This is a genomic window from Bradyrhizobium sp. JR3.5 (assembly GCF_054057015.1).
Window position 1 is genome coordinate 1076012 of sequence record NZ_JBSRYV010000001.1, and the last position, 17838, is coordinate 1093849.

General features: G+C 64.9%; 17 protein-coding genes and 1 pseudogene. 10 read left to right on the top strand and 8 right to left on the bottom strand.

Going from position 1 to position 17838, the window contains the following annotated elements; translation table 11 throughout:
- Window positions 1-105 precede the first annotated feature (105 nt).
- The gene (locus ACVWW1_RS05310) at window positions 106-1242 is read left to right on the top strand and encodes an MFS transporter (protein WP_456656623.1); all 1137 of its coding nucleotides are present in this window, start codon (window positions 106-108) and stop codon (window positions 1240-1242) included.
- Between the two features lie 72 nt (window positions 1243-1314).
- Here ACVWW1_RS05310 and ACVWW1_RS05315 read toward each other — a convergent pair whose 3' ends face one another.
- On the bottom strand, window positions 1315-1482 hold the full coding sequence (locus ACVWW1_RS05315) for a hypothetical protein (RefSeq protein ID WP_171947627.1): 168 nt from the start codon (window positions 1480-1482) through the stop codon (window positions 1315-1317).
- A 100-nt stretch (window positions 1483-1582) separates the two neighbouring features.
- The gene (gene yidD, locus ACVWW1_RS05320; RefSeq protein ID WP_176530467.1) at window positions 1583-1894 is read right to left on the bottom strand and encodes a membrane protein insertion efficiency factor YidD; all 312 of its coding nucleotides are present in this window, start codon (window positions 1892-1894) and stop codon (window positions 1583-1585) included.
- Window positions 1895-2176: 282 nt separating this feature from the next.
- Between yidD and ACVWW1_RS05325 the strand changes: the two genes are divergently transcribed.
- Window positions 2177-3094, top strand: coding sequence for a hypothetical protein (locus ACVWW1_RS05325; RefSeq protein ID WP_456655093.1), 918 nt, complete (start codon window positions 2177-2179; stop codon window positions 3092-3094).
- Between the two features lie 21 nt (window positions 3095-3115).
- Here the strand turns inward: ACVWW1_RS05325 and ACVWW1_RS05330 are convergent, their stop codons facing one another.
- Window positions 3116-3562: an iron-sulfur cluster assembly scaffold protein gene (locus tag ACVWW1_RS05330; protein ID WP_029080129.1), complete on the bottom strand. Its 447-nt coding sequence runs from the start codon at window positions 3560-3562 to the stop codon at window positions 3116-3118.
- 240 nt (window positions 3563-3802) lie between these two features.
- On the opposite strand from ACVWW1_RS05330, the gene folE reads away from it, so the two are divergent.
- From folE to ACVWW1_RS05350, 4 genes are all read left to right on the top strand, one after another.
- Entirely contained in the window at window positions 3803-4483 is a 681-nt protein-coding gene (folE, locus tag ACVWW1_RS05335; protein ID WP_456655094.1) for a GTP cyclohydrolase I FolE, read from the top strand.
- A 28-nt stretch (window positions 4484-4511) separates the two neighbouring features.
- The gene (gene hisI / locus ACVWW1_RS05340) at window positions 4512-4940 is read left to right on the top strand and encodes a phosphoribosyl-AMP cyclohydrolase (protein ID WP_456655095.1); all 429 of its coding nucleotides are present in this window, start codon (window positions 4512-4514) and stop codon (window positions 4938-4940) included.
- 107 nt (window positions 4941-5047) lie between these two features.
- Complete coding sequence (locus ACVWW1_RS05345) at window positions 5048-6052, top strand: transglycosylase SLT domain-containing protein (protein WP_456655096.1); 1005 nt, start codon at window positions 5048-5050, stop codon at window positions 6050-6052.
- Window positions 6053-6212: 160 nt separating this feature from the next.
- Window positions 6213-7394 (top strand): DUF2336 domain-containing protein, encoded by a 1182-nt coding sequence (locus tag ACVWW1_RS05350; protein WP_207830650.1) that lies wholly within the window; start codon window positions 6213-6215, stop codon window positions 7392-7394.
- Window positions 7395-7448: 54 nt separating this feature from the next.
- Here the strand turns inward: ACVWW1_RS05350 and ACVWW1_RS05355 are convergent, their stop codons facing one another.
- The 3 genes from ACVWW1_RS05355 to ACVWW1_RS05365 form a co-directional block, all read right to left on the bottom strand.
- Window positions 7449-8027, bottom strand: coding sequence for an Hpt domain-containing protein (locus ACVWW1_RS05355; RefSeq protein ID WP_456655097.1), 579 nt, complete (start codon window positions 8025-8027; stop codon window positions 7449-7451).
- Window positions 8028-8036: 9 nt separating this feature from the next.
- Complete coding sequence (locus ACVWW1_RS05360; protein WP_092115128.1) at window positions 8037-8582, bottom strand: response regulator; 546 nt, start codon at window positions 8580-8582, stop codon at window positions 8037-8039.
- Window positions 8583-8690: 108 nt separating this feature from the next.
- Window positions 8691-9470 carry an NAD kinase gene (locus ACVWW1_RS05365; RefSeq protein WP_176530474.1) on the bottom strand — a complete coding sequence of 260 codons (780 nt, stop codon included), beginning with the start codon at window positions 9468-9470 and terminating at the stop codon, window positions 8691-8693.
- 162 nt (window positions 9471-9632) lie between these two features.
- Between ACVWW1_RS05365 and ACVWW1_RS05370 the strand changes: the two genes are divergently transcribed.
- Complete coding sequence (locus ACVWW1_RS05370; protein ID WP_456655098.1) at window positions 9633-11216, top strand: S10 family peptidase; 1584 nt, start codon at window positions 9633-9635, stop codon at window positions 11214-11216.
- 355 nt (window positions 11217-11571) lie between these two features.
- On the opposite strand, the gene ACVWW1_RS05375 is transcribed toward ACVWW1_RS05370, so the two are convergent.
- Window positions 11572-12453 (bottom strand): LysR substrate-binding domain-containing protein, encoded by an 882-nt coding sequence (locus ACVWW1_RS05375; RefSeq protein ID WP_456655099.1) that lies wholly within the window; start codon window positions 12451-12453, stop codon window positions 11572-11574.
- A gap of 182 nt (window positions 12454-12635) precedes the next feature.
- Here ACVWW1_RS05375 and ACVWW1_RS05380 point away from each other — a divergent pair, with 182 nt between their 5' ends.
- Together ACVWW1_RS05380 and ACVWW1_RS05385 are read left to right on the top strand one after the other, a co-directional pair.
- Window positions 12636-13097, top strand: a complete 462-nt coding sequence (locus ACVWW1_RS05380; protein WP_456655100.1) for a (2Fe-2S)-binding protein — start codon at window positions 12636-12638, stop codon at window positions 13095-13097.
- 3 nt (window positions 13098-13100) lie between these two features.
- A pseudogene (locus ACVWW1_RS05385) lies at window positions 13101-15279 on the top strand (molybdopterin cofactor-binding domain-containing protein).
- Between the two features lie 227 nt (window positions 15280-15506).
- Here ACVWW1_RS05385 and ACVWW1_RS05390 read toward each other — a convergent pair.
- Complete coding sequence (locus tag ACVWW1_RS05390; RefSeq protein ID WP_176530479.1) at window positions 15507-16403, bottom strand: DUF2189 domain-containing protein; 897 nt, start codon at window positions 16401-16403, stop codon at window positions 15507-15509.
- 567 nt (window positions 16404-16970) lie between these two features.
- Between ACVWW1_RS05390 and coxB the strand changes: the two genes are divergently transcribed.
- Window positions 16971-17804: a cytochrome c oxidase subunit II gene (coxB, locus tag ACVWW1_RS05395; protein WP_456655101.1), complete on the top strand. Its 834-nt coding sequence runs from the start codon at window positions 16971-16973 to the stop codon at window positions 17802-17804.
- Window positions 17805-17838 lie beyond the last annotated feature (34 nt).

The following is a 17838-nucleotide window of genomic DNA, read 5'->3' on the forward strand; positions in this document are numbered from 1 at the left end:
TTCGATCACGTGCCGTCGATCACGTGCTATGCATTTAGATGCAGTTGCATTGATTTCGGGGTCTGCTATCAACGCGGCGTGAAACGCTTCGCTCCCACCGCATTGATGCTCGGCAATATCGTCACCGGCTGTTCGGTGCTGGCGCCGGCCGGCATGCTGTCGGAGCTGTCCAACGGGCTCGGCGTCACGATCCACGCCGCGGGTCTCCTGATCACCTTCGGCGCGATCGTGCTGTGCGTGGGCTCGCCGGTGACGGCGTGGCTGACCAGCCGGTTCGAACGGCGCGCGCTGCTGACGGCGACGCTCCTGGTGCTGACGCTGACCAACGCGGCATCGGCCTTCGCGCCGGACTACGACAGCCTCTTGATCATCCGCCTGGTGATGCTCGCGGTCGGTGTCCTCTACACGCCACAGGCGGCCGGCACCGCGGCGCTGATCGTGCCGGTGGAGAAGCGCGGCAGCGCGATCGCCTATATCTTCCTCGGCTGGTCGCTCGCCGCTGCGATCGGGCTGCCCTTGATCGCCTTCATCGCAAGCCGTTACGGTTTTCGCGTGACCTATGGCGCGATCGCGCTGACCGGGCTCGTGAGCTGCCTGCTGCTGTGGTGGCGGTTGCCCGGCGGGTTGCATGGCGCGCCGGTCGACTTGAGGACCTGGGCCGATCTCGGCCGCAATCCGACCGTCATCCTGCTGCTCTCGATCACGACGTTGCAGATGTCCGGCCAGTTCGTGGTGTTCACCTTCATGGGGCCGCTGCTCGGCAAATTGACCGGCGCCAACGCGGACGCCGTCGGGATCGTGTTCGCGCTGTACGGCATCTTCGGGTTCGTCGGCATTGCGATCGCGACCCGCATCGTGGATTCCTGGGGCGCGTGGAAGACGTCGGTGCTGTTCACGGTGCTGCTGCTCGCCGGCGTGGCCGGCTGGGCGCTGAGCGCCGGTGCCTACGCATTGATGGCCGCCTCGGTTGCGGTGTGGGGCCTCGGCTTTGCGTCCACCAATTCGATGCAGCAGGTGCGTCTGGTCGGCGCGGCGCCGACGCTCGCGTCGGCATCGGTCTCGCTCAACACCTCGGTGCTGTATATCGGCCAGGCGATCGGCTCGGCGATCGGTGGATTGCTGTTCGCGCGCGAATGGCTCTATAGCGCGGGCTATGTGGCCACGGCCTTGGTCGCGGCGGCCCTTGCGGTCGTGGTCATGACGCGGCCGCGACAGACGGTGCGCGCTGCCGCAGCCGAGTGAGCCTCGCGCTTGACGCGCTCGAGAGCGTTTTCGAGCGAAGTGAATAACGGTCCGCGAGAGACGCGTTGCGCGTCACCACTTCACGCTCTGGCTCGGCACGATGAATGCCGTCGTGCTCGGCTTGTTCGGATTGTGGGTGAAGTAGCCGTAGGCGGCAACGATCACGACGAACAAGGCAAGCACGGCCAGCAAATCGATCTGCCGGGGATCGTGCCCGTTGTGGCTGGGTTTCCAGCGCATTTTTGTTTCCTCCCCAAGGGGGCAATGAAACAATGCGCCAACTGTCGCCACAGTTCCGTCGGACAGCAATGCGCGTGGCGTTTGGGAGCGCCGCAACAGATCAAGCGTCGTTGACGCCGCGCCAGCGGCCGTAGCGCCAGGGCAGATACCAGTGTGCCCCGGGCGGCCGCGCCTGTGGGACATTATCGATGCCGGAGGTTCCCCAGGGCTGGCAGCGCAGCAACCTTGCCAGCGTCATCCACCCGCCGGCCCAGAGTCCGAAGCGCTCGATCGCTTCATCGCCATAGACCGAGCAGGTCGGCAGATGCCGGCAGTTGTAGCCGACCAGCGGCGACAGCGTGTGCCGGTAGATCCAGATCAAGGCGCGGCCAAGGTTGCGCGGCATGCGGCGCATGGTGGTGGCACAGTCCATGCATTGCGAATGGTGTGTCGTTGAACGATCGGTCGGTGACATACGCAAGTATGTACGTAATCTTGCGGGGGTTCCAAGCTAAGGAACTGTTCAATTGCAGATATTTACGCCACAGTTGGCTACTATTGCACGGCACCAGTGGCGCTGCAGCAAGAGCTCTATGGACGGTCCAGGTCAGCAACGCTACCGTTCCCATTGCGCGCCGATGACAGATTCGTGGCGCATTGCCATGGGGCCATTGCCACCGCTCGCATCACCAAGGGCTTGGGGGAAGGAACCAAATTGAGGCTCGCGAACTCGCTTTCATTGCGCAATCGGGTGCTCACCGGCGCCGTTGCCCTTTGCCTTGCGGTTTCCGGCACCGCCACATGGGCGGGTAACTCCACGCAGACCAGCTCGACCCTCGAAGAACGCAAGCTGCCGATGAAGTTCAGCTGGATCGCCTGCCAGCCGAATTGCCGCGGCTGGGTGTCGGCGGTCGGCATCATCACGGCTGACAGCCCCAAGGAATTCGACGAGTTCGCGCGCAGCCGCCAGCTCAGCGGCGCCACCATCGTGCTCGACTCCAGCGGCGGCTCGGTCAACGACGCGATCGCGCTCGGCCGCCGCTTCCGCGGTCTCGGCGCGCTGACCACGGTCGGCACCAGCGTCGTCAATGCGGCCGCGCAGGGCGACCGCGCCAGCGTGCTGCCGGATGCCTATTGCGAGTCGATGTGCGTGTTCCTGCTGTTGTCGGGCAAGACGCGCTATGTGCCACCGGCCGCGCACATCCGGGTGCATCAAATCTGGATGGGCGATCGTGCCGATGACGCCAAGGCCGCCAGCTACACCGCGCAGGACCTGATGATCGTCGAGCGCGATATCGGCCGTCTTGCCAAATACACCTTCGATATGGGTGGTGCGGGTGAGCTGTTGTCGCTCGCACTCAGCGTTCCGCCGTGGGAAGATTTGCACGAATTGTCGGCGGCCGAATTGCGGCTGACCAATCTCGTTACCACCGATGCAGTCGCCGACGTGCTGCCGCATCAGGACAACGCAATCCCGGTCGCCGAGGCGAAGCCGAAGAACGCCGATCGCTTCGTCAGCAGCGCGATGCAAGGCGAGGCGCTGCCGCAAGCCGCGAAGGCGACCAAGACCGCCGAGGCTGTAGTGCCGACCGGCGGCACCGCCGCCCCGGCGCCGGTCCAGCCGTCGCAGTAAGGTTGAGGCTGGCGGTCGGGCTTACGCCGGCTGCTTTGCCTTGGCCTCGATCTGGCCGATCGCATCGACCACGGCGTCGAAGGTCAGTAGCGTGGAGGCATGGCGGGCCTTGTAGTCGCGCACCGGCTCGAGCAGCGCGATGTCGGCCCATTTGCCGCCCTGCGGAGGCTGGCCATTTTCCTTCAGCATCTTGCGGACGGTCTCGCGCAATTCGCGCAGCTCATCCGCGGTCGACCCGACCACATGGCTCGCCATGATCGACGAGGAGGCCTGGCCGAGCGCGCAGGCCTTCACGTCATGGGCGAAGTCCGTCACCACGGGGCCGTCCATCTTGAGGTCGACCTTGACGGTCGAACCGCACAATTTCGAATGAGCGGTGGCACTGGCGTCCGGCTCGGCCAGTCGTCCGAGGCGCGGAATATTGCCGGCCAACTCAATGATCCGCTTGTTATAAATGTCGTTCAGCATGGGGGTAGATGCCTGGTTCCGGCTGCGCCGGGCGCTCTTGGCGGCTGGGTCTCACCGTCCTATATATGAACGGCATCGTCCGAAACATAGCCCGGCTATGCTTCCACCGCGGGCCACTTGCGCCGCGGCGGTGCTACAAAGATGGGGACTCAGGCGCCCGGCGGTTCGACGATCCGCCCCGTCTGCCCGGTGACACATCCGGCCCAAAGGCAAATGCCTGGCCGGTCGAACGGAGAAGACATGGACGCCTTGATCAAATCGATTCGCCCCAACAAGCCGGCCGATGCGAAGGCCAGCGAGCTCGACCCCTCAGAATTCCTGTCGGCGGCCGTCCGTGCCGACCAGCCGCGCCCGTCGCGGGCGGAGGCCGAGGACGCCGTGAAGACGCTGCTCGCCTATATCGGCGAGAACACCGGCCGCGAGGGCCTACTCGACACGCCGCGCCGCGTCGTCGAGGCCTATGACGAGCTCTATCAGGGCTATCATCAGTGCCCGGCCGAGGTCCTGAACCGTACCTTCGGCGAGACCGCCGGCTACGACGATTTCGTCCTGGTCCGCGACATCGAATTCACCTCGCAGTGCGAGCATCACATGATGCCGTTCTACGGCAGGGCGCATATCGCCTACACGCCGGTGGAGCGCGTCGTGGGTCTCTCCAAGCTGGCACGGCTGACCGATATCTTCGCTCGCCGCCTGCAGACCCAGGAGCATCTCACCGCGCAGGTCGCGGCCGCGATCGACGAGGTGCTGAAGCCCCGTGGCGTTGCCGTGCTGATCGAGGCGGAGCATACCTGCATGTCGGTGCGCGGCGTCGCCAAGCATGGTGCATCGACCTTCACCAGCCGCTTCACCGGCATGTTCCGCGACAATCCGGCGGAGCAGCAGCGTTTCCTGTCCCTGGTGCGAGGACCGAACCGGTAACCTCGCATTTTCCCAAGCGAGGTTTGCCGTGTCCGCATCGACCCACGATCACGACCGCGAAGAAGGGCTGGACTTCCAGCCCAAATTCGACGCGACAGGTCTTGTGACCTGCGTCGCGACCGATGCCGCGACCGGCGACGTGCTGATGGTCGCGCATATGAACGACGAAGCCCTGCGCAAGACGATCGCGACCGGCGAGGGCTGGTACTTCAGCCGCTCGCGCAATGCGCTGTGGCGCAAGGGCGAGAGCTCGGGCCAGACCCAGCGCGTGATCGAGATCCGGATGGATTGCGATCAGGACGCGGTGTGGATCAAGGTCGAGCAGATCGGCGCGGCTTGCCACACCGGACGGCGCTCCTGTTTCTATCGCGCCGTGAAGCGCGAGGGCGGCAATGTCAGCCTGTCCTTTGTCGACGCCGAGCGGCTGTTCGATCCGGCGCAGGTCTACGGCAAATAGCGGGTCCTGCTGGGCTCTCTGGATCTTAACGTGCCGTTAACCATAATTGCGGCAGGTTGTCGGGACATGGGTGCCGATTGCCGGCGCCCGGCAAGGCACCCGGACAGATGGCGGTCGACCTCTTCAATGCGACGGCTTCGGCAGGTGTTGATGCTTCGCGCCTGAAGGTCGCCGGTTCGATCAAGCAGGCGGCCGCGACTACTGGCACGAGCTTCGAATATTTGCTCACGACCGCGAAGATGGAATCCAATTTCAATCCGCGGGCCGGTGCCACGACCTCGTCGGCGCATGGACTCTATCAATTCATCGACCAGACCTGGCTCGGCACCGTCAAGGAGGCCGGAAGCCAACTGGGCTACGGCCAGTATGCCGACGCCATCACCAAGAATTCCGACGGCAGTTATTCGGTCAGCGATCCCTCAGCGCGGAGCGCGGTCATGAAGCTACGCGACGATCCCGATGCGGCGTCGTCGATGGCGGCGGTGTTGACGCAATCCAACAGCTTCAAGCTCACCGGCACGCTCGGCCGTCGTCCGACCGATGCCGAGCTCTATATGGCGCATTTCATGGGCGTCGGCGGCGCCGGCAAGCTGATCTCGAGCGCCGAGGACAGTCCGAGCGCCAATGCCGCCGCGATGTTTCCGAAAGCGGCGGCCGCCAACCAGTCGATCTTCTACGACAAGTCGGGCAGCGCGCGCAGCGTCAGCCAAGTCTATTCGGTGCTAACCACGCGCTACGCCGCGGCTGCGAATTCGAACGACACGCGCACGGCGTTTGCCGCGGCGGGCGGCGACACCATGTCGCCTTACGCGATCGCAAGCGCGACACCGACACCAGCGCTGACCATGGACACCGCGTCCTATCTTTCGACCTTCCCGAATGCCCGCGCGGCCTCATCAGCCGGTGCGACCTCGGCCGTCGCATCGGCGCAGCCGGCGCCGGCCTTCCGCTCGCTCTACCAGGGCGGCGACCGTTCGGAGCCGATCTCGCCGGCGGTGCAGGAACTGTGGGGCAATTCCGCCTCGCTGACCACGTCGGCGACGCCAAAGGTCCGCGCGCCCGGGCGGCTTGATCTGTTCAGCGATCCGAACGGCACTTACAGCAGCGGCTAGATTGCTGGCTTCGCAGGTGCTTGGCGCGCTGTGGCTGTCTTAACGAAACGTCAATAATCCCAAACGTTTATGGTGAACCCTTTATTAAGCGTCATGGTTTATTTTTCCTTGTAGTGGCGTCGTATGTCGATGCCGTCTCGTTGCGTAAGCCGGCAGGACCATGATCGTTCGGCAGTTCATTAGTTGGATTAGGACCGCTCCGGCAGGCGAGCGGGCAGAGGCGACGCGGGCGTTGGCCCGGGCCTGGCTCATTTCGGATCTCACCGAGGACGACCGCATCGCAGCCGAAGGCGCGCTGCTGATGCTGCTCGACGACCCGTCGCCGCTGGTGCGACAGGCGATGGCCGAGGTGTTTGCATACAGCGCGGAGGCGCCGGCTACGATCGTGCAGGCGCTGTCGGCCGACCAGCCGGCGATCGCGCTGCCGGTGCTGGAGCATTCACCGCTGCTGATCGATGCCGACCTCGTTGACATCGTCGCGACCGGCTCCGACGAGATGCAGTGCGCGATCGCGCGCCGCGCCAATCTGCCCGCCTCGGTGGCGGCGGCGATCGCCGAGGTCGGCTCGGCGGCGGCCGCGCTCGAGCTGATCGAGAATCCCTACGCCGGGCTTGCGCCATTCTCCTGGGACCGCATCGTCGAGCGCCACGGTCATCTCGCGGCCATCCGGGAATCGATGCTGCAGCTGGAAGATTTGCCGTCGGCGACGCGGCTCGCGCTGGTCGCAAAGCTCTCCGACACGCTGGCGCAGTTCGTCGTCGCGCGAAACTGGCTCGGCGCCGACCGCGCCGACCGCATCGCCGGCGAGGCGAAGGAGCGCTCCACGGTGAACATCGCCGCGCGTGCCTTCGGCGACGACATGCAGAACCTGATCACGCATCTGCGCGCCACCGGCCAGCTCACCGCCGGGCTGATCCTGCGCGCGCTGCTGTCGGGCAATCTTGACCTGTTCGGGGCTGCGCTCGCCGAACTGTCCGGGCTGCCCTATGGCCGGGTTTCCGCGCTGTTGAACGACCGCGGCGGCAACGGCCTGCAGGCGCTGCTGCGTCGCGCCGGCCTGCCGGAATCCACCTACGCGGCGTTCCGCGTCGCGCTCGAGGCCAGCCACGAGGTCGGCTATGTCGACAGCGGCGACGGTGCCGCGCGGCTGCATCGCCGCATGGTCGAGCGCGTGCTGACCCATTGCGAGACCGATCATTCGGCCGCCGAGCCGCTGCTGGTCCTGCTGCGCCGCTTTGCGACGGAATCGGCCCGCGAGGATGCGCGCATGTTCTGCGAGGAGCTCGCCGCGGAAGACGCGGTCGCGGTGCTGCCTTACGACGACGATCTGATCGCGGCCTGAAGGCCGCGTTTCCATATTGACGATGATTGAAGCCGTGGCCGCCGCGGCGCGCGGCTATTCGCCAGGTGCGATGCTCGGCGCGAGGATGGCCTCGAGATGCTCGGGGCGGTCGCGGTTGGCGTGGGTCAGGAATTCATCGGCGATACCGCGGAGCTGCTTGCTCAACACGCCGGCCACGACCGCGGTGTCGAGCTTGGTGCGGTTCCGCACGATCGCCTGCACGGCATTGATGTGGTGCGCAATCAGCTGCTGCGGCACCGCGGCGAGGTCGGGCGCGTGCTCGATGATGCGGCACAGGCTCTCGGCCGCCGCCGCCGCCGAGGGATAACCGAACGTTGCGGCGTCGCCCTTGATGTCGTGCGCGGCGCGGAACAGCTCCTCGCGCGTCTTGTCGTTGAAGCCCTCGTGTTGCACCGTGGCGTGCGCGGCGGAGAGGCGGTCGGCCTCGATCGTCATCCACTCCTTGAACTCGCCCGACAGTCCGGCGAGCGCCTTTTCGGCGCGGCCGACCGGATCGTCGAGATCGCTCTCGGGGACGCGCAGCAGCACCTTGCGCAGCGGGTTCGGCTGCGTGATGACATGATGGGTGCCGAAACTCTTCACCTCGATCGTCCCGGGTTTGTCTTTCGCCATGGCGATATCCTAAATGGTCGAGCGCGCCTTCTCGAGCAGCGACGGCTGTTGCAGGATTTCGACCTCGCCGCTGCCGCGGCGTTCGGGGCCGATATAGGTATTGGTGGTGTTGCGGCGGCGGTCGGGACCGAAATAGGTCTTGGTCTTGATGAACGGGCGCGGGTTGGCGACCACGTTCATGATGCGCTGGTAGAGGCCCTTGGCCGAGATAGGCTTGGCCAGGAATTCGGTGACGCCGGCATCGCGCGCCACGGTGACGCGGCGCTTCTCGGAATGTCCGGTCAGCATGATGATCGGCGCGTAGGGATTGCCCTTGGATTCCGGCTGCCGGATCATCTGCGCGAGCTCGAGGCCGTCGAAGATCGGCATCGACCAGTCGGTGATGACGATGTCGGGCACATAGTGGGTGTACATCTCGAGCGCGGTGGCGCCGTCCTCGGCCTCATAGACCTCGCGCGCGCCGAACGAATGCAGCAGCGTCCGCAGAATGCGGCGCATGTGCGGATTGTCGTCGCAAATCAAAAATCGCAGCTTGTTGAAATCGATGCGATACATGGTCCGGTCCCGAACGGGCATACCGGGCCAATGCGGTATTACCCAGCGTTAACCATATCCCGCCCGCGGTTAATGATTGGTTGCCGGGCAGGGTGGGGCGGTACGCCGTCAGTAGCCGAACTGCTCGCGCAGGATGCGCTCTTCGAGCGAATGGCCGGGGTCGAACAGCATCCGCATCGCGATCGTCTTGTCGGAGAGCACCTCGACCCGGCGGACGTCGCGGACCTCGTCATGGTCGGCGACCGCGGCGACCGGGCGCTTCTCGTCCTCGATCACCTCGATCACCACGAAGGCGGAATTTGGCAGCAGCGCGCCGCGCCAGCGCCGCGGCCGGAATGCGCTGATCGGGGTCAGCGCCAGCAGCGCCGCGTTGATCGGCAGGATCGGCCCCTGGGCGGAGAGATTGTAGGCGGTCGACCCGGCCGGCGTTGCCACCAGGATGCCGTCGGCCATCAGCTCGGGCATCCGCTCATGCTCGTCGATCAGGATGCGCAGCTTCGCGACCTGGTAGGTCTGCCGGAACAGCGCGACCTCGTTGATGGCGTGATGTAGATGCACCGCGCCGTGGATGTCGGTCGCGCGCATCAGGAGCGGATTGATCAGCGACTCCCGCGAGGCGGCTAACCGCGTGCGCAGATCGTGCGTCGAATATTCGTTCATCAGGAAGCCGACGGTGCCGCGATGCATGCCGTAGATAGGCTTGCCGCTGCGCATGTTGGCGTGCAGCGTCTGCAGCATCAATCCGTCGCCGCCGAGCGCAACCACGACGTCGGCATCGGCGGCCGAATGGTTGCCGTACATCGCGGTCAGCTGCTCGAGCGCGGTCTGCGCTTCCGCGCTCGCGCTGGCGACGAAGGCGATCTTGTCATACCGCTTGGAGCTAGCCATCGCTCACGAACTCGTTTGGCACGGAACACGCCGCGCTCGTCTATACATCCCGGGCGGCCTTGTCGAGATGGTCCCGTGAGAGACCCGATGCCCAACGGGTGCCGCCAGACTAGCGCAGTTCGCTAGTGATATGCGTAAATGTCGGCCCAGGGAGTGAACGGCATGGCTAACAGTTTTGCGACACAGCTCACCGCGGCGTTGCTGGTGGCCTGCCTCGCAACCGCGGTGCGGGCCGACGACGAGACCCCGCAGCCGTCGCCGTCGCCGAGCGCGCAGGCCCCAAGCGGTCAGAACCTAAGCGGCCAGAAGGGACGGGCAGGGCGCGGCGAGACGGGCTCCGGCGCCAGCGCTGCGGCCAATGCGTCGACCGCCGAGCAGCACCGCCTGCCGCCGGATTCCACGACCAAGCAATCGGTCGCGCTGCCCGGCCGGACACTCGCCTTCAGCGCGACCGCGGGCTCGATCCGCGTGTTCGACGACAAGGGCGAGCCGCTCGCCGACATCGCCTACACCTCCTATCAGCTCGATGGCGCCGAGAAGGCGAGCCGCCCGGTGACGTTCCTGTTCAACGGCGGGCCGGGGTCCGCGTCGGCCTGGTTGCAATTCGGCAATGTCGGGCCGTGGCGACTTCCGTTCGACGGAGCGGTGTCCTCGGCCTCGCCGGAGCTGCAGCCGAATGCCGACACCTGGCTCGATTTTACCGATCTTGTCTTTATCGATCCGGTCGGCACCGGCTACAGCCGTTTCGTCACCACCTCGGAGGATGCGCGCAAGCGCTTCTTCACCGTCGATGGCGATGCCAATTCGGTCGCGCTGGTGATCCGCCGCTGGCTGGAGAAATACGACCGGCTGACCTCGCCGAAATACGTCACCGGCGAAAGCTATGGCGGCATTCGCGGGCCCAAGGTAGTGCGCAATCTGCAAATGCAGCAGGGTGTCGGCGTACGCGGCCTGATCCTGATCTCGCCGGTGCTCGATTTCCGCGACTATACCGGCTCCAGTATCCTGCAATATGTTGCGAGCCTTCCGACCATGACGGCGGTCGCGCGACAGGCGAAGGGCCCGGTGACGCGCGAGGATCTTGCCGACGTCGAGAGCTACGCGCGCGGCGACTTCCTGCTCGATCTCGTCAAAGGGCAGGCTGATACCGAGGCCACCACGCGGCTCGCCGACAAGGTCGCGAGCCTGACCGGCATCGATCCGGCGGTGAGCCGCAGGCTCGCCGGCCGCTTCGACATCGGCGAATTCCGCCGCGAGTTCGATCGCAAGAACGGCAAGGTGACCGGCCGCTACGATGCCTCGGTCGAAGGCTTCGATCCCTATCCGGACTCCAGCTCCTTCCGCTTCAACGATCCGTCCGGCGATCCGCTGATGGCGCCGCTGACCAGCGCCGCCGTCGATCTCACGACGCGCAGATTGAACTGGCGGCCGGACGGCTCCTATCATCTGCTCAGCGAAAGCGTGAACAAGGGCTGGGAGTTCGGCCACGGCATCAGCCCGCCGGAATCGGTGACGCAGCTGCGCCAGATGCTGGCGCTCGACCCCAAGCTGAAGCTCCTGATCGGTCACGGCCTGTTCGATCTCGCGACGCCGTACTTCGCCTCGAAGATCATCCTCGACCAGCTGCCGGCCTTCGCGGCTCCGAGCCGCACCAGGCTCGCGGTCTATCCCGGCGGCCACATGTTCTACTCCCGCGACGGCTCGCGCCAGGCATTCCGCAAGGAGGTCGAGGCGCTGGTAAAGTGAGGGGTGGCCGCTGCCGATCGAAGTGGGGTAGTGGACGGGGCGTGATCTGTTTCCCACGTCGTCCCGGCGAAAGCCGGACCCATACGCCGCGGCGGCGTTGGGACCACACGACTTCGCCGTCCGCTTTGCGTGCTCTCGTCAGCACCACGCTCGGCGTCCACTGCATCTCGACCAACGATCGTGACGACCGCGAGCGCCCCCTCGATCGGGTGAGACGGGTGCATTGAACATCTGATTTGGAGAATATTCTGAAAAGCCGAATTTGCCGGCGGGCGCCGGCGCTATTTGACGGGTATCACTTCGTTCCACCCATCCTCCGATTCCACGCTTCCGAATTGCACCGGGTCAATTCATCTCAGCCATAGGTCTCCACGATGAAGTCGATCAGGGCGCGGAGCTTCGGCGTCATCTTGCGGTTCTTCGGCCACAGGATCTGGCGCGCGCGGGCTTGCGTCGAGTAGTTCGGCAGCAGCACCTGCAGCCGGCCCGCGGCGATATCGTCGGCCAGCAGCTCGTCGCGCATCAGCACGATGCCGGCGCCGGCCAGCGCTGCATAGCGGATGCCGAACGCGCTGTTGATGAAGAGGCGGCTTGTGACATCGACATGCACTTCGCCCTCCGGTCCGACGAAGGTCCATCGCTGCCCGTCCGACCAGCCGGGATAGCGCAGGCATTCATGGTGGATGAGATCCCCCGGATGCGTTGGTGTGCCGCGTTCGGCGAGATAGCTCGGCGCCGCGCACAGCACGGCCGTGTAGGGCGACAACGAGCGCGACATCATGGTGGAGTCGGTCAGCGTGCCGACGCGGATCGCGGCGTCGAGGCCTTCCTCGAGCAGATCGACCATCCTGTCGCTGAGCACGAGGTCGACCGAGACTTCCGGATATCTCTTCATGAAGCGGACCAGCGCGGGCGCCAGGCTGTACGACCCGAAGGCGACCGAGGTCGCGACGCGGAGCTTGCCGCGCGGCGCGCTCAACGCCTCTTCGACCAGCGCATCGCCGACCTCGGCCTGTTCCAGCAAATGCTTGCAGTGATCGAGATAGCTGCGGCCGAGCTCGGTGAGGCCCTGCCGCCGCGTCGACCGGTTGATCAATTGCGAGCCGAGCCGGTCCTCGAGAAAACGGATATGCTTGCCGATCATGGTCGGCGAGATCCGCAGCTCTTTGGCCGCCGCGGTGAAGGAGCCGAGATCGGCGACGCGGGCGAACACGGCCATGCTGGTCAGTCGGTCCATGGATTATAAACCAATGGTTATTTCATTGCGCATCATCGCGCCGCTTATGCAGCGTTGGAATTGGATTTATTACCACGAGTGAGCAATCGGCGCGAATGCGCGCTCGATCGCTTTGGAATGTCGCGGTTGCGCCCGGAGGGGCGCAGTCCGGACGGGTCTCGAACCAGGACAGGAGTGTCAGGATGCCTTTCCAGATTATGATCAATGGGACCAGTCATGCGGTCGATGCCGATGGCGATACGCCGCTGCTGTGGGTGCTGCGCGACGTGCTCGGCATGACCGGCACCAAGTTCGGCTGCGGCATGGCGCTGTGCGGCGCCTGCACGGTGCATCTCGATGACAGCGCGGTGCGCTCCTGCATCACGACGATCGACAGCATCGGCGACTCCAAGATCACGACCATCGAGGCGGTCGGCAAGACGCCGGCGGGCAAGAAGATCCAGGACGCCTGGCTCGCGCACGAGGTGCCGCAATGCGGCTACTGCCAGTCGGGGCAGATCATGTCCGCCTCCGCCTTGCTCGCAAGCAAGCCGAAGCCGACCGATGCGGATATCGACGACGCGATGTCGGGCAACATCTGTCGCTGCGGCACGTATGTGCGCATTCGCGAAGCCATCAAGCAAGCCGCGCAGTCGGGAGGTTGAGCCATGACACTGATGGACCATCTGTCTGAGCGCGCCGCCGACCTGTCGCGGCGCAATTTCCTCCGCGCCAGCGCGATCGCAGGCGGCGGCCTGCTGCTGAGCGTGAGCCTGCCGTTCGCGAGCCGCGAGGGCGAAGCCGCGGCCTCCGGTGGCTTCGCGCCGAATGCCTTCATTCGGATCGGCGGCGACGGCAAGGTCGTGCTCACCATGCCCTATGTCGAGATGGGGCAGGGCACCTACACCTCGATCCCGATGCTGATCGCCGAGGAGCTCGAGATCGGCCTGACGCAGGTGCAGCTCGAGCATGCGCCGCCGAGCGACAAGCTCTATGCCAACCCGCTGCTCGGCGTGCAGGCCACCGGCAATTCGAATGCGATGCGCGGCGCCTGGCAGCCGATGCGCAAAGCCGGCGCCACCGCGAAGGCGATGTTGGTCGCGGCAGCGGCGAAACGCTGGAACGTCGAACCCGGCTCGTGCCGCGCCGAGAACGGCGAGGTGCTTCATGGGGCGACGGGACGCAAGCTCGGTTACGGCGAACTGGCGGCCGACGCGGCGCAGATGCCGGTGCCGGAGAACGTGACGCTGAAGAGCCCGGCCGAGTTCAAGCTGATCGGCACGCCGGCCAAGCGGCTCGATACGCCCTCCAAGATCAACGGCTCGGCGGTCTACGGCATCGATGCACGGCCGCCCGGCGTGAAGGTCGCGACGCTGGCGCAGTCGCCGGTGTTCGGCGGGCGGGTCAAGCGCGTGGATGATGCGGCGGCGAAGGCCGTCAACGGCGTGAGACAGATCGTGAAGCTCGATGACGCGGTCGCCGTGGTGGCCGATCACATGGGGGCGGCGAAGAAAGGTCTCGCGGCGCTCACGATCGAGTGGGACGAGGGGGCTCACGCCAAGCTCGCCACGTCAGATATCGCGCGCGAGCTCGAAGCCGCCACCACGAAGCCGGGCGCGGTCGCGCAGAATATCGGCGACGCCGACAAGGCAATGGCGAACGCGGCGACCAAACTCGAGGCAAGCTATCAGCTGCCGTTCCTCGCCCATGCAACGATGGAGCCGATGAACTGCACCGTGCATGTTCGCGCCGACGGCTGCGAAATCTGGGTCGGCAACCAGGCGCTCTCGCGCGTGCAGGCGGTGGCCGCCAAGATGCTGGACCTGCCGCCGGAGAAGGTGGTGGTGCACAATCACCTGCTCGGCGGCGGTTTTGGCCGCAGGCTCGAGGTCGATGGTGTCATTCGCGCCGTACAGATCGCAAAACAGGTCCGACGCGCCGGTCAAGGTGGTGTGGACCCGCGAGGAGGACATCCAGCACGACATGTACCGGCCGTACTGGTGCGACCGGATTGCGGTCGGTCTCGATGCATCGGGCAAGCCGGTGGCCTGGAACAATCGGTTCGCGGGTTCTTCCGTCATTGCGCGGTGGGCGCCGCCGGCGTTCCGCAACGGTCTCGACCCCGACACGACAGAGGGTGCGATCGATCTCGTCTATGACATTCCGAACTTCCACGTCGAATATGTCCGGGTCGAGCCGCCCGGCATTCCGACCGCGTTCTGGCGCAGCGTCGGGCCCTCGCACAATGTGTTCGTCACCGAAAGCATGATCGACGAGATGGCGGCGGCCGCCAAGCAGGACCCGGTCGAATATCGCAAGGCGCTGCTCGGCAAGTCTCCGCGCGCCAAGGCGGCGCTCGAGCTCGCGGCGGCCAAGGCCGGTTGGGGCGGGAAGCTGCCTGCCGGGCGCGGCCGCGGCGTGTCGCTGCAATTCGTGTTCGGCAGCTACCTCGCACAGGTCGCCGAGGTCGAGGTTGCCAAGGACGGTTCGGTCCGTGTGCATCGCGTCGTCTGCGCGATGGATTGCGGCACCGTGGTCAATCCCGACACCGTGCAGGCGCAGTTGCAGAGCGGCATCAATTTCGGGGTCACCGCCGCGCTCTATGGCGAAATCACGCTGAAGGACGGTCGCATCGAGCAGAGCAATTTCGACAGCTACCAGATGCTGCGGATCGACCAGGCGCCGGCCATCGAGGTCCATATCGTGCCGAGCACCGAGCCGCCCGGCGGCATGGGCGAGACCGGGACATCGGGAATCGTGCCTGCGATCAGCAATGCGATCTTCGCGGCGACCGGCAAGCGGCTGCGAAAGATGCCGGTCGATCCGGCGGTGTTGAAGCAGACGTAAGCTACCGGCCGTCATGGCCGGGCTTGTCCCGGCCATCCAGGTCCTTTCTTATTCGATTGGAGTGAAGACGTGGATGCCCGGGCATAGGCGAGCGGAAGCGACACCGTCCTTCGGACGGCTATGCCCGGGCATGACGGAATGCCGGCTCGATCGTGAAGCCGGGGATTTGCGCCTTGCATTGATCCGTGCGAGGCGGTTCGCCAATCTCAAGTCCGCCCCTCGTGTCACTAACGCTCACGGCTCCACGGGAAGAGCGAGGCCGGGAAATCGGCCGCGTAGCGGTGACCGATCGGCGGGCGGGGCTCTTCTTGCGGAGGATTCGGGTCAGGCTCGACCACCTTCCTGTAAAGATGCCAGGTCGCATGACCAAGCACCGGCAGAACGACGCAGAGACCGACGAAGAATGGCAGTGAACCCACGGCCAGCAATACCGCAACGATCAATCCCCACGCCGCCATCTCAATTGGATTCATCATCACGGCCCGTATCGAGGTGCGGATCGCATCGATCGCTGTGGCATGGCGGTCGAGCATCAGTGGAAACGAGACGACGCTGACGCACAGGGCAGCCAGGGCGAAAAGGAAGCCGACGCCGCATCCGACGATGATGAGCGACCAGCCTTCGGGCGTCGTCAACACGCGCTCTGCGAAATCAGGGATGCTCGCAGCCGGAGCATAGCCGAAAGTCGCAATGTAGATCGCGTCCGCGGCGGCGATCCAGACCCCGAACAGAACGAACAGGAGAATGCCAAGTTCGAGCATGGCGCCAAACGACGGCGCGCGCAGCACCTGCATTGCATCCCAGGCTCCTGGCTCCTCTCCCCGCTCGCGGCGGCGGCTCAGTTCGTAGAGGCCTAATCCGGCGAAAGGACCGATCAGGGCGAAGCCGGCGGCGAGCGGAAACAGCAGCGGCAGAACCGAATAGCCGATCACAAGTCTGAACAGGACAAGTCCGAGGACGGGGTACATCACGCACAGGACGATGGCGTGGGTCGGGATGGCCTTGAAGTCTTCCCAGCCGAGGCGCAGCGCGTCGCCGAGGTCGGAAAGGCTGATCTTGCGAACGACAAAGGCGGTCGAGACGCCAAACAATTGCAGTTTGGGTCGTGCGAATACGGTGGTCATGGTTCCGGTCTCCTTGCTTGTGCCCGCAGGGGAACGGAGCGCCATCAACACACGCACATCCGCCTCATGCGCGAAAATCGCGACTGAGTCCGGCAAATCAGATTCAACCAGAAGGAGCTTGCCGGACGACATCTGTCGCAACCGGTCCAATCAAACTAGTCCGATACGCAGCAGAAGCAAGATGGCGAACGCGGTCGGGAGAATTGTGCAATCGCACAGGCCAGGTTTTGCGATGCACCATCTGATGACGGGTGCCGATCGGTGCCCTCCGGCACGCGATGCATTCGCGCTAACGCGCGCCGGACAGAGGCGGGACATACTCCTCTATTGACGCCGGGCTCGACGAGTACCATCTTCAATGCACTGAACGCCCCCAAGCTCCGATGAGATTGCGGCCGGGACGTTGACCCTTTGTCATGATGTCCCAGCGTCCCGACCGGCAGAATGGGCGAGGCAAAAGGCGCGGTGATGGTGTACGTGACACCATACCTTTGACACCATACCTTTGACGTGAGCTCCGCCCTTTCGTTCGTCTCCGTAGCCTTCAATGGCAAGGAGGAATGAGGGATGGCTGTCGCGCTCGTACTGCTCCTGGTTGCCGTCGCCTCGGTGCTGTTTCACATCTACAGCCCGTGGTGGTGGACGCCGATCGCCTCAAACTGGCGCTACATCGACGACACGATCAATCTGACGTTCTGGATCACCGGTGCGGTGTTCTGCGCGGTCATCGCGTTCATGGCTTACTGTGTGTTCCGCTTCCACCACAAGGAGGGACGGCGGGCCGCCTACAATCCCGAAAACAAGAAGCTCGAATGGTGGCTCAGCATCGTGACGGCAGTCGGCGTCGCCGCCATGTTGGCGCCCGGCCTGGTCGTCTGGCACCAGTTCGTCACCGTTCCCGACGACGCGACCGACGTCGAGGTCGTTGGACAACAGTGGATGTGGAGTTATCGGCTTCCGGGAAAAGACGGCCGGCTCGGCACGTCAGATGCGCGCCTGATCAGTCCCGACAATCCTCTGGGGTTGAATCCCAACGATCCGAACGGACAGGACGACATCGTCGTTCAAAGCGACGATCTGCATCTGCCGGTTGGGAAGCCGGTGAAGGTGTTGCTCCGCTCAATCGACGTTCTGCATGATTTCTACGTGCCCGAGTTCCGGGCCAAGATGGACATGATACCGGGCTCGGTGACCTATTACTGGTTCACGCCCACCCGCACCGGAACATTCGACGTCCTCTGTGCGGAGCTGTGTGGTACCGCGCACGCGCAGATGCGGAGCAGGGTCGTCGTGCAGGAAGCGAAAGAATATCACGCGTGGCTCGAGAGGCAGCGGACGTTTGCGGGGTTGTCAGGCCAGCACGACGTCGCGAAGGCCGCGTACAAGACTGGTAGCGAATGAACATGCCGACGAGGATCAGCCGGATATGAGGTGA